We start from the raw sequence: 12,236 nt of genomic DNA on the forward strand, positions 1-12,236 counted from the left end.
TCTGGCAGGGGGCTTTTTTTGCGCGTGTCGAACGCTCATCCCTTGAGTGCAGCCTCGATGGTGGCAATGTCGATCTTGGTCATGGTCATCATGGCCTCGAACGCACGCTTGGCCGCGGCACGATCAGAATGGGTGTAGGCCGCGGTCAATACACGCGGGGTGATCTGCCACGACAGCCCCCACTTGTCCCGACACCAGCCACAGGCGCTTTCCTCGCCGCCGTTATCGACAATGGACTGCCACAGGCGGTCGGTTTCGGCCTGATCGTCAGTGGCCACCTGGAACGAGAATGCCTCGCTGTGCTTGAACATCGGCCCGCCATTGAGGCCCAGGCAAGGGATCCCCATCACGGTGAATTCGACGGTCAACACATCACCCTGCTTGCCGGCCGGATAGTCGCCCGGGGCCAGGTGAACGGCGCCCACGGCGCTGTCGGGGAAGGTCTTGGCGTAAAACGTTGCAGCCTCTAGGGCGTCGCCTTCGTACCAGAGGCAAATGGTGTTTTTGCTGATCATCCTGGTTCTCCATTCTCTATTTGAAGAAATGGCTGGGGGTCGTGCCGAACTGCTTCTTGAACATGGTGGTGAACGCGCTGGGGCTGTCGTAGCCCAGCTCGGTGGCCACATCGATGATCTTCCCGCCCACCGCGATCCGCTCAAGGGCCAGCAGCAGGCGCGCTTGCTGGCGCCACTGGCCGAAGGTCATGCCGGTTTCCTTGCGAAACAGCCGCTGGATGGTTTTCTCGTCAAGGCTCAACCGCATGCCCCAGTCCGACAAGGTCGATCCGTCGCCTGGGTCATGTAGCAGGGTAGAACAGATGCGCTGCAGGCGCGGGTCGGTCGGTTGAGGCAAGTGCAGGGGCAAGGTTGGCAGTACCTGCAGCTCATCGAGGATCAGGCGCAGCACCCGGGCCTCTCGCGAATCGGCCGCACAGGGCTGGGCGATGTCGACGGAGGCTTTGATCAGCTCGCTGAGCAGCGGTGAAATGCTCACCGTGCGGGTTTCGCCGGGCAGGTCGAGCCGCTCGTCAGGTTGCACGAAAACACTGCGCATCTTCACCTCGCCAATGCAGCGGATCGAATGCACGTACCCCTTGGGCATCCAGATGCCCCGGCTGGGGGGCACCGTCCACTGATGCAGGGCAGAATGCACGACCATCACGCCTTCAATGGCATAGATCAACTGATGCTTCTGGTGGGAATGCGGGGCGATGAAACGGTTCTCCGGGTAGTCGGTGGCACTGCTGCGCACCGCCCAGGGGCCGTCGTCGATCTCTTGCAGAAATACAGCCAGCGGCTTCATCGTCATGCCCTTTTTGCGATAGTAGTTGCCCGAATAGCGTGAGACAGGCAATTCTGCCGCCCCTAGGATAGCGCTGCAACCTTGAATTCCTTGCCTGCGGAAGCCCCAGCATGTCCTCCACCAGCCTCAACCCAGCCGTGGCCAGCGCCTCGGTTGCCCGCCAAGCCAGCCCCTTGGCAATGCGGGTCATCGGTGCCTGCGCCCTCGCCCACCTGATCAACGACTTGATCCAGGCGGTGCTGCCATCGATCTACCCGATCCTCAAGGCCAACTATGGCCTGAACTTCACCCAGATCGGCCTGATCACCCTGACCTTCCAGCTCACCGCCTCGCTGCTGCAGCCCTGGGTGGGCTACCACACCGACCGCCACCCCAAGCCCTGGCTGCTGCCCACCGGCATGGTGTGTACCCTGGTCGGTATCCTGATGTTGGCCTTCGTCGCCAGTTTTTCCGCGATACTGCTCGCGTCGGCGCTGTTAGGCATTGGCTCCTCCACCTTTCACCCGGAGGCTTCTCGCGTGGCGCGCCTGGCCTCGGGTGGTCGATACGGGCTGGCGCAGTCGACCTTCCAGGTCGGGGGTAACGCCGGCAGTGCCTTCGGGCCGTTGCTGGCGGCAGCCATCGTCATTCCCTATGGCCAGGGCCATGTTGCCTGGTTCGGCCTGTTCGCCGTGTTCGCCATTGCCGTGCTGTACGGCCTGAGCCGCTGGTACCGCCATCACCTGGACCTGTTCAAGCTCAAGCAGGGCAGCCAGGCAACCCACGGGCTGTCCAGAGGCCGGGTGACCTTCGCCCTGGTGGTGCTGGCACTGCTGGTGTTCTCCAAGTACTTCTACATGACGAGCCTGACCAGCTATTTCACCTTCTACCTGATCGAGAAGTTCGACGTATCGATTGCCAACTCGCAGCTGTACCTGTTCCTGTTCCTGGGGGCCGTGGCGGCGGGTACCTTCTTTGGTGGGCCGATCGGTGACCGGATCGGGCGCAAGGCGGTGATCTGGTTCTCGATCCTGGGGGCCGCGCCCTTCACCCTGGCGCTACCTTACGTGGACCTGTTCTGGACCGGCGTGCTGAGCATGATCATCGGCTTCATCCTGGCCTCGGCATTCTCGGCCATTGTGGTGTTTGCCCAGGAGCTGGTGCCGGGGAACGTCGGCATGATTGCGGGGGTGTTTTTCGGCCTGATGTTCGGCTTTGGCGGGATGGGTGCCGCGCTGCTGGGAAGCCTGGCGGACAGTCACGGGATCGAGGCGGTGTATCGGTTGTGCGCTTACCTGCCGTTGCTGGGGGTTTTGACGATTCTGCTGCCTTCGACTCAAAAGGGTTGAATGGATCGCGGGGCAAGTCGAGACGTCGCACCGCCGCTCCTACAGGAGCGGGCTTGCCCCGCGATGGCACTCAGAACTTGACCTTGATCCCGATCATGCCTTCGTAGCTGCGGCTGTCTTCACCAAACGCTTTCTGGTAACCCAGCGAACCCGTCACCGTAGTGCGTTCGTTGACCTGATAATCAACGCCCATGTTCAGCTCACCCCATGTACCGCTCATGTCCGTACCAAAGGGGATGTAGCCATCGGCCGAGGAGAACTCCGTCTTGGCTTTGCCTTTGAACTCGTGCCAGACACTTGGGCGGACCCAGGCATTGGTGCGGTGAATCTTGCCTTTGTCGTCTTCGCGGAACCAGTCCTTGTCGATGCGTACACCCATGCGGCCTGTCAGCGAGTCGACGTCGTCAAAGCGCACATCCGAAGCTTCGTCGTGGGTGTCGTCGACCTTGATCTTGCTGACGATCACCTGGGCCTGAGGCTCTACGTGCAGGTCTTTGTCTTTTTCGGCATGGAACGGGTAGCCGGCTTCCAGCGATGCCGTCACTCCACGCGCGCGGGTTTTAAGACCGTCCAGGTCGTTGGGGCTGGTCTTGATGTCGAACTGGTTGAACTGCAGCACACCATCGAGGTACCAGCCTTCAGGGCCAAAGTGGGTCCAGTACCCTCCTACTCCATAGGCGCGCAGCAGGTCATCACCGGCATTGACACCGTCGTTGTGATCGACGCTGCCGGCAATGCGGCCAATGCTCAGCGACAGGCCGGCCTGGTCGGTGCTGCCATCGACGTCGTCGTTGCGGTAAAGGTCGGCCCCCACCTGGAAGGCATGGATGCGGTAGTCGGCACTGGCGCCCTCGCCCAGGTCCTGTTCGCCCTTGCGGTAGATCAACCGGCCCCAGCCCATGCTTGGGCCGTAGGTATCGACGGCTTCATCGGGCAGCGGGTCGGTGGCCAGGCGACGCTCTTCGCCGACACGCTCGTGCAGGGTATCGACCATGGCGTGGCTGTAGTGCAGCAGCATCGAGGGCAGTGCCCGGTACAACGAGGTTTCAGGACGGTAGTTGGGCACCTGTGAACGTGCAGGGATGTTGGGGGCCGGGTTGAACGCAGGGGCGGCCGGGGCGGCCGGATCAGCCGGATCAGCCGGGGTCACAGGGGTTACCGGGGTTACAGGCACCACGGGGTCCACGGGGTCTGCATCCTTGGTCGAACGCAGGTACCAGGCTTCGCCGTTGCTGCCGTCCTGGCTGGCACGGTGCAGGGTGTACTCATAAGGGCCAGCCTTGACCCGGTTGAGCAGGCGGAACGCCTCGGAATCGGTGGTGGCGCCATTGACCGCGTCCACCACCATGATGCCGTTGCCCTGGGTCAGCGCGCCGGGGCCACCGGCGTTCTTGATCATCAGGTTGCTGCTGCCGTCGGCGGTGCCGCCGTCCACCACCAGTTTGTCCGACGGTGAGTTGTCGGTGTAGAGGTAAGTGTTCAAGGCGATAGTGCCGTTGGCACCGTGGTAGTTGTTGACGGTCAGGTTCTTAAAGTTGCCGCCCACCGGGGCGCTGAAGTCGATCAGGCTGGCGTCGTTGCGCAGGGTACCCAGGTTCGATTCACCACTCAGGTTCCAGAGGCTGGTATCGCTGAGGCTGACATTCGAGTCGCTGCCGGCGGCTGTACGTGCCGAACCATTGAGCACCGAACCCGAGACATCGATCCGGGCGTTGCCGGCGCTGGCCAGGGTCTTGCCCACGCCCTGCCACTCTCCGGTGCCCATATCGGGCATGCTGCTGCCGTCGTTGGCCACGGCGCTGTCGACGCTCAGCCATTGGCCGCTGCCGCCGACGATGCTGTCGATCAGGCTGATGTCGGCTACACCGGCTACACCGACGGTGGCGCCGTCGCGGTTGTGCAACACGCTGTTGTCGATGCTTGCCTGGCCCTTGAGGGTGTCGGTGCCCTGGGCATACAGTGCAGCAGCCTGTTCGCCGCTGGCATTGATCACGCTAGTGCTGGCGGTGAGTACGCCGCCGTTCTTGGCCACGGCGCCGTGGGCCAGGTCGCCACGGGTGTTCACACCGACCTGGTCGAGATCGACATGGGCGGTGTTGTTGGCCAGTGCGCCCAGGGCACTTACACCGCTGGTGGTGACCGAGGTGTTGTTGGCGTTGAGCTGTGCGCCGGATTCTGCCTGCAGACCGTGGGATTGCACACCGTGGGTGCTCAAGGTCGAATCGAACAGCTCAAGTTTGGCCTCATCCGCCTGGTACTGGCGGCTGACCAGCGCGCCTGTGGCTTGGTCGCCATGGGTTTCGACGCTGACGTTGCGCGCGATCAGGCTCACCGGCGCGGGCTTGAGCTTGCCGATGCCGGCGTACAGGCCCACCGAATACTGGCCTTGGGTCTGCAGCGAAACGCCATCGAGCAGCATGCTGCCGCCGTCGTCCACGGCGGCGCCGTAGGCCTGGGTGCCGGTGGTGAGTACGCTGGTGCCGTAGACATTCAGTTGCGCACCGGGGTTGCGTGAGGCCAGGGCATGGGGAAAGGTCAGGTTGGAGGAGACCGGCGAACCGTTGCCGGTGGTGGTCACCGAGCCGCCGTACAGGGTGATGGTGGAGCCGGCATCGGCGACCACGCCCATGGCGTTGTCGTCACCGGAGGTAGTGATGCTGAGGTTGCGGGCCACCACGGTCGAGCTGCCGGCGCTCAGGCCGGCCGAGTAGTTGCCTTTGGTATCGATCTTGCCGTTGTTGATCTGCAGGTCGCTCCCGGCCAGGGCGCGTACGCCATAGCTGGTTTTCTGCGTGGTGTTGACCTCGGTGTCGTTGAGGATCAGCGACGAGCCGCTGCCTTCGACCAGCGCGCCAAGGCCCCAGGGACCAGTCACACCGGGGGCGGCGTCGAGGCTGATCTTGCTGCTGTTCACTTCGGCACTGGCACCGTCCTTGACGTAGACGCCGTACGAGCGGGCACCGCCCACATCGATGCTGCTGTGCGCGACATCGGCGCGGGAGCCGCTGCCTTCAACCGAGACACCATGGCTGAAGGTGCCCTGGGTCGACACGGTGCTGCTCTCGACCGTGACCGCGCCGCCGTTCATGGCACGGGCGCCGGAGGTGTAGTCCGTGGCGCTGCCGGCGCCCTTGATGGCCAGGGTGCTGCCGCCCTTGATCGTGACTTTGCTGCTGGCACCGTCGGCGCGAGCACCACCGATGTAGTTGCCGGTGGCGCTGACGCTGGTTCCGTCTGCGTCGATAGTGGCGCCACCGAGGGCATGCAGCATGGCGGTCGTGGTGGTGCTGGTGGCCGCCGAGGTGCTGGCCAGCGTACTGTCTTTGAGCTGGATATGGCCACCGTTTTCGGCCCGGGCGCCACTGGCCGACACCGCGGCCATATTGACCGTGACATCGGTCGCCTCGATCCGGCTGCCAGGCCCTGTGGCCTTGAGGCCATGGCTGGCATTGCCGGCGTTGGGCGCACCACTGGTGCTGATCACGCTGCCCTGGCTCAGGTTGATGGAACCGCCGTCTTGCGCCAGCACAGCGACCGACCCCTTGGACAAAGTACTGACGCTGCCGCCGGCGAAATCGATATGGCTGCCACTGCCAGAGGCCACCAGGCCCTGATTGTTCAGGCCACCGACGTTGCCGCCCATGGTCACGCTGCTGTCACGCAGCGACACCTGGCCTCCACGCTTGGCACTGACGCCGGTCATGTTGCTGACTGTAAGTACATTACTGTTGGCGGCCTTGGGCACCAGGTTGACGGTGACGCCGCTGCCGCTGATCTGGCCGCCATCGGTTGCCAGCAGGCCGGCCTGGCCTGCAGCGTTGGCGGTGGTCAGGGCGCTGTTGTTGACGGTGCCCCGTTCAAAACCCACGTTGCTGCCAGCCCCGGCCTGCACACCAACGGTGCGCGCTGCAGCCAGGTTGACGGTAGCGTCGTCATGGGCGCCAGCGGCGGCAATGCCGATGCCGTCGGCAACCGTCACGCTGATGGGAGCCGGTGCGCCAAGCAGCCGTGCGGCAAACACCCGTGGGGCATCCGCACTGGCCTGCAGGGCGATCTCGAGGATCGACGGGCTGACCATGGCACCGGCTGCCGAAGGCGGGTCGATGTCCATGACCGGGGGTTCGACACCGCTGTCCTCGGCTTCGGCCTCGATCACGTTGAGGCTGAATAGCCCGGCCAGAATCAGGCCGATGGCCTGGCCCAGGCAGGTGCGCTGGAACTTCGGATGGCGTGATGCAGGGCGGGTGAAGGTTTTCATGGCAGCCTCGCGGGCGCTGGAAAGGGTATGCCTGCAGTCTGCGCGGGGGGCGGGGTTGCGAATGTCGGAGCAGCATCCATGGCGTTGTAGGAGTAACTCTCGACAGTCCTGGTCTATGCTTGGGCGGAATCCGCTCCGGAGGTAATCGCACATGAGCACTGTCCTGCTCGTGGACCACCTGCCCATCGTTCGCGACGGGTTGCGGGCCCTGCTCCAACGCACAGGCCACCAGGTGATTGGCGAGGTGGATAACGGCCAGGATGCGTTGCTCAAGTGTCGCCAGTTGCACCCGGACCTGGTGATCATCGAGCTGCTTGTGCCACGCCTGGGCGGGCTGGATTTGCTGCGCCGCCTGCGCGCCAGCCACCAAGGCATCAAGCTGCTGGTGTACAGCGTCCAGGAGGCCAGCCTGTATGCCGCACGCTCGCTGCAGGCCGGGGCCGATGCCTATGTGAGCAAGACCGAGGCACTGCAGGCGCTGGAGCACGCCCTGCAGGCCGTCAGCCACGGGCGCAGCTACTTTCCCCGCGAGGCCACCCGCCAGGAGGCCAGCGAATCCGAAAGCGAGCTGGAGCAGTTGTCCGGCCGCGAACTGACAGTGCTGCAGATGCTCAGCCAGGGCCTCAACAACAAGGACATCGCCGGGCAACTGAGCCTGAGCTACAAGACCGTCAGCACCTACAAGGTGCGCCTGCACCAGAAGCTCAGGGTTGACAGTGACTTCCAGCTACTGGAGGTGGCCCGCAGCCATGGGCTGGTGGCCGGTGACGATGGCGCACGGGTCCAGGGCGCACCAGTCGATCCGCAATTGCTGCACGAGTACGGCCTGTTGCGCGCCCTGCTCGACTCGGCGCCCTACCCCATGTTCGTGCGCGACCTGGAAGGCCACCTGCTGATGTGCAACCGCCGCTACCTGGCCTACACCGGCGAAAGCTTCGAGATGATCCGCGGCACCACCATGGACCAGGCGCGGTGGTTGCCGGCGCCGCTGCGCGAGCGCTCATGGCTGCGCTTTCGCGAAGCCGTGATCCGCGAAGAACCCTTCATGACCGAAGCCGTCATCGAGATCGCGGGGTCGCCCACTGCCATGCACATCTGGTGTACACCGTTTCGTGACGAGGCTGGCACGCTGGTCGCCATGCTCGGCGGCATGCGCGATCTCACCGAACGCGACAGGATGCTCACCACCCTGCGCCAGGAAGGCGCCGAGGCACGGTTTGAAAGCCACCTCAAAAGTACGACGCTGGTGGCGGTCAGTCACGAATTGCAGGCCCTGCTGGCGGGGATGCAGCAAAGCCTGGAGCAGGCGTTGCAACCCGGTGCCGACGCCTCGCAGCCCGGCTTGAGCGCGCTGGCGCAGCAAATTGACGACATGCGCCACAGCCTGGCGAGGATCGATGCAGTCATGACCCTCGACGCCCACGAGAACGAGGCGCAAACCGAGGCCCACAACCTGGGCACCTTGACCGAAGAAATCCTCGCTCCCTGGCGCCAGCGGCTCGCCGCCGCGGGGTGCCTGCTGGACCTCGGCCCCGGCCTGCGCGCCCTGCAAAGCGCGTGGATCGATGCCCTTCATTACCGTCAGTTGCTCGACAGCCTGTTCAGCTATCTGCAACTGGGTACCCTGCCGGCACGAATCGACCTGCACCTGGCGACCAGCATCCAGCCCCGCGGATTGCTGCGGTTGAACCTTGAACTGACGCCCTGGCATGCGCCTCACTCCCACGACACCTCGGCCCTGCTGGCTCATGCCAGCATTCAGCGCCTGTTGCTGCGCTTGCAAGCCAAGGCCCAGGTCGTTGCGGCAGGCGACCGGACGTTCTCATCCTGGCACCTGGAATTGGAACTGCCACAGGCGCTGCCCTTCCTGTAATCACAGAACCGTCACTGACTGGAATGTGAAAATTTCATTAGTTATTTCGCGTTCATGGGTTTTTCTGTGCGTCACATTCTGACACACTGCTGCGAATGATTATCAAAAGTACTCTTATCAGCTTTTGAGTGAGCCTGCTATCACAGGCTCACGGTGCACCTCGGTCCACCTCGCCGCGCCTGCAGCTGAACAGTCACCGCCCCTTCGCGTCGTTACTTGTCATTCACTCTATGTGGAGAATCCTGCGTGTTTCCTTTTTGGCCCCGTACCCTCGCCGTTGCCATTGCCCTGGCAAGCGCCTCGCCCCTTGCCCTTGCCGAACAAACCGCCCCTGCGGCCACGCCTGCCGAGCAAACCGGCGTCGCTGAATCAATGATCCTCAGCCCACTGGCCATCAGTGCCACAGGCCTGGGCCAGACCACCGAGGGGTCGGGCTCCTACACTACCGGGACCATGCAGACTGCCACCAAGCTGCCGTTGTCGATGCGCGAGACCCCGCAAGCTGTCACCGTGATCACCCGCCAGCGCATGGACGACCGGGCCATGACCAGCGTCAACGACGTGGTCAAGAACACCCCCGGCCTATTCCTCAGCCAGTCCAGCGGCCCGGGGCGCCAGACCTACAGCGCCCGCGGCTTTGACATCGACAACATCATGTACGACGGCCTGCCCAGCTCTTACCAGGGCTGGACGGTGGGCATCCAGCCGAACCTTGCGATGTTCGACCGGGTCGAAGTGATCCGCGGTGCCACCGGCCTTGTCACCGGTAGCGGTAATCCATCGGCAGCCATCAACATGGTGCGCAAGCGCCCCACCGCCGAGCAGCAAGTGACCTTGACCAGCGCGGCTGGCAGCTGGGATGACTACCGTGGCGAGTTCGACGCCTCCAGCCCGTTGAACGAAAGCGGCACCCTGCGCGGCCGTGTGGTGGGTTCCTACCGTGATGCCGACACCTTCCGCGACGGCGAAAACAGCAACCACGGGCTGTTCTACGCCGTGACCGAAGCAGACCTCGGCGAAGACACCACCCTGACCTTCGGCCTCTCGCGCCAGGAAGACCGCACCAACTTCTTCTGGGGTGGCCTGCCCATCGGCACCGATGGGCATCACCTCGACCTGCCGCGTTCGACCAACCCCGGTACCGACTGGGAAGACAAGAAGCAGGACATCAACACGGTGTTCGGCGAGGTCAGGCACCGCTTCGCCAACGACTGGCAACTGCAGGCGTCTGCGTCGCAATCGACGCAAAAAGCGCTGTTCTCCGGTACCTACCTGTCGCGCTACAACGGGCCGCTGGAGCGCACCGCCTGGCAGTCACGCTACGATGAAACCCAGAGCGCCTATGACCTGTTCGCCAGCGGCCCTTTGCAAGCCTTTGGCCGCACCCATGAGGTAGTCGTCGGCGCCAGCAGCCGCGAGTACGACGTCACCACCCACAACTACAGCCCGTACACCCTGGGGTTGCCGCTGGGCGCGCCGAAACCGGACTTCGTGCGTACCACCGACGATCATGAAGTCACCACCCAGAACGGCGTATACCTCACCACCCGCCTGAGCCTTGCCGACCCGCTGACGCTGATCCTGGGCGGGCGCCTGGACTGGTATGACTACGACAACCACACAGGCGACGGCGACTACAAAGTCACCCGCAACGTCACCCGCTACGCCGGCCTGATCTACGACATCAATGACACCTACTCGGTCTACGCCAGCTACACCGACATCTTCACCCCGCAGACCCAGAAGGACATCGGCGGCAAGCTGCTTGAGCCAATCGTGGGCGAGAACTATGAAATCGGCATCAAGGGCGAATACTTCGATGGCGCACTGAACGCCAGCCTTGCGGTATTCCAGGTCGACCAGCTGAACCGCGCCAGCCAGGCGGACGACCAGACCGGCTGCCCGGAAATCACCTGCTACGAAGCCTCCGGCAAAGTCCGCAGCCAAGGCCTGGACCTGGAACTGCAAGGCGCCTTGACCGAGCAATGGCAGGTGGGCGCAGGCTACACCTACACCCGTGCGCGCTACATCAAGGACCAGGACCCTGCCAACGCCCACCAACCCTTCACCACCGACGCCCCTGAACACCTGTTCAAGCTGTCCACGGTCTACCGCTTCCAGGGCCCGCTGGAAAAACTGCGCGTGGGCGGCAACGTCTATTGGCAGAGCCGCATGTACAACGACGTGGCCCTTACCGATGGCAGCTATCGCATTCAGCAAGGCAGCTATGCGGTCACCGACCTGATGGCCGGCTACGAGGTGAACAAACACCTGGACCTGCAACTGAATGCCAACAATGTCTTTGACCGCGTGTACTACTCGGCAATCGGCTCGGACGTGACCTGGGGCAGCACCGACACCTACGGCAACCCGCGCAACTACATGCTGACCGCCAAGTACAAATTCTGAGTTGAGCCAGATCCGGCTGCAGGGATGCAGCCAGTCACGTCATGTTGGCAAACGGTTGACAGCCGGACAGACGTTCACCGCTGACTCGTTCGGTAATGTGGCGGCTCAAAAAGTCGATAAACGCGAGTGTTCTACGATTGGGGATGTCTTTCGGATACACCGCATACAAGTCGACGTGTTCCTCGACAGCGTCGCCCAATACAACTTCCAATTCGCCCTTATCCACGTGCGCCTGGATATCCCATTCGTTCTTGACGATGACCCCTTTGCCTTGCACCGCCCATTGGCGCAGGACAGCGCCATCATTGACCACGCGATCGCCGCTGACCTTCACTGAAGTGCGCACGCCGTCAACAACGAAGTTCCATATCGACAGCGGCGCCCCCGAGCGCAACAACACCAGGCAGTTATGCCTGGCCAGGTCTTGCGGCTGCGTCGGTTTGCCATGTTCAGCCCAGTAGGATGGCGCCGCACAGACCACGCGCCGGCCCTTGACCAATAACCTGGCTTTAAGGCGCGAGTCTTCCAGCGGACCACTGCGAATCGCCACATCGATCTGCTGTTCCAGCAGGTTTTCAATGCCGTCGCTGAACAGCACCGTCACCTGGACCTTGGGATGCAGCTGCATGAACGGATCGAGAATCGGCAACACCCATTGATGGCCGAAATCATTGTTGACGGTAATGCGTATCGGCCCTTGCAGATCACCGCTCGGGGAGATCTCGGCCGCCGCCGTCTCCCAGATAGCGAAGATCTCTCGAGCCGCAGACAACAACCGCTCCCCCTCATGGGTAAACGCCAGCTTGCGGGTGGTGCGCGTAATCAAACGAGCACCCAGGCTGCTTTCCAGCTGCTGAATCACCAGCGTCACCTTGGAGGCAGCGATTGCGTGGGCCCGGGCCACTGCTGAAAAACTGCCCTTGTCTGCGATATCCATCAGTAAGCGCAGCGCAAATAACCTGTCCATTATTTTAAATACTCGAAAAACTTCAACCCGAAAAAATCAAGACTCGAATAAAAGTGGCCACTCGAAGGCATCACCCTAGCAATTATTCTGATTTCAAGA

7 protein-coding genes are annotated in these 12,236 nt (G+C 63.0%); 3 read left to right on the top strand and 4 right to left on the bottom strand.

The window, feature by feature from the left end; translation table 11 throughout:
* Positions 1-35: 35 nt before the first annotated feature.
* Together ABVN19_RS11525 and ABVN19_RS11530 are read right to left on the bottom strand one after the other, a co-directional pair.
* Positions 36-515: a VOC family protein gene (locus ABVN19_RS11525; RefSeq protein ID WP_028946048.1), complete on the bottom strand. Its 480-nt coding sequence runs from the start codon at positions 513-515 to the stop codon at positions 36-38.
* Positions 516-531: 16 nt separating this feature from the next.
* Positions 532-1,302, bottom strand: a complete 771-nt coding sequence (locus tag ABVN19_RS11530) for a helix-turn-helix transcriptional regulator (protein ID WP_028946047.1) — start codon at positions 1,300-1,302, stop codon at positions 532-534.
* Positions 1,303-1,412: 110 nt separating this feature from the next.
* Here ABVN19_RS11530 and ABVN19_RS11535 point away from each other — a divergent pair, with 110 nt between their 5' ends.
* Positions 1,413-2,630, top strand: a complete 1,218-nt coding sequence (locus tag ABVN19_RS11535; RefSeq protein WP_105641978.1) for an MFS transporter — start codon at positions 1,413-1,415, stop codon at positions 2,628-2,630.
* Between the two features lie 70 nt (positions 2,631-2,700).
* Here ABVN19_RS11535 and ABVN19_RS11540 read toward each other — a convergent pair whose 3' ends face one another.
* A complete protein-coding gene (locus tag ABVN19_RS11540) occupies positions 2,701-6,888 on the bottom strand; it encodes an autotransporter outer membrane beta-barrel domain-containing protein (protein WP_028946045.1) in 4,188 nt (1,395 codons plus the stop codon).
* A gap of 151 nt (positions 6,889-7,039) precedes the next feature.
* Here ABVN19_RS11540 and ABVN19_RS11545 point away from each other — a divergent pair, with 151 nt between their 5' ends.
* Positions 7,040-8,761 carry a response regulator gene (locus ABVN19_RS11545; RefSeq protein WP_028946044.1) on the top strand — a complete coding sequence of 574 codons (1,722 nt, stop codon included), beginning with the start codon at positions 7,040-7,042 and terminating at the stop codon, positions 8,759-8,761.
* A 246-nt stretch (positions 8,762-9,007) separates the two neighbouring features.
* The gene (locus ABVN19_RS11550; protein ID WP_256585843.1) at positions 9,008-11,170 is read left to right on the top strand and encodes a TonB-dependent siderophore receptor; all 2,163 of its coding nucleotides are present in this window, start codon (positions 9,008-9,010) and stop codon (positions 11,168-11,170) included.
* Positions 11,171-11,204: 34 nt separating this feature from the next.
* On the opposite strand, the gene ABVN19_RS11555 is transcribed toward ABVN19_RS11550, so the two are convergent.
* Positions 11,205-12,137: a LysR family transcriptional regulator gene (locus ABVN19_RS11555; RefSeq protein WP_051270728.1), complete on the bottom strand. Its 933-nt coding sequence runs from the start codon at positions 12,135-12,137 to the stop codon at positions 11,205-11,207.
* Positions 12,138-12,236: the final 99 nt, after the last annotated feature.

The sequence above is a fragment of the Pseudomonas vranovensis genome, from assembly GCF_040438935.1.
GTDB classification, from domain to species: domain Bacteria; phylum Pseudomonadota; class Gammaproteobacteria; order Pseudomonadales; family Pseudomonadaceae; genus Aquipseudomonas; species Aquipseudomonas vranovensis.

Coding starts and splice junctions, on each gene's coding strand:
- ABVN19_RS11525 (WP_028946048.1), bottom strand. CDS start 515: ATGATCAGCAAAAACACCATTTGCCTCTGGTACGAAGGCGACGCCCTA.
- ABVN19_RS11530 (WP_028946047.1), bottom strand. CDS start 1,302: ATGAAGCCGCTGGCTGTATTTCTGCAAGAGATCGACGACGGCCCCTGG.
- ABVN19_RS11535 (WP_105641978.1), top strand. CDS start 1,413: ATGTCCTCCACCAGCCTCAACCCAGCCGTGGCCAGCGCCTCGGTTGCC.
- ABVN19_RS11540 (WP_028946045.1), bottom strand. CDS start 6,888: ATGAAAACCTTCACCCGCCCTGCATCACGCCATCCGAAGTTCCAGCGC.
- ABVN19_RS11545 (WP_028946044.1), top strand. CDS start 7,040: ATGAGCACTGTCCTGCTCGTGGACCACCTGCCCATCGTTCGCGACGGG.
- ABVN19_RS11555 (WP_051270728.1), bottom strand. CDS start 12,137: ATGGACAGGTTATTTGCGCTGCGCTTACTGATGGATATCGCAGACAAG.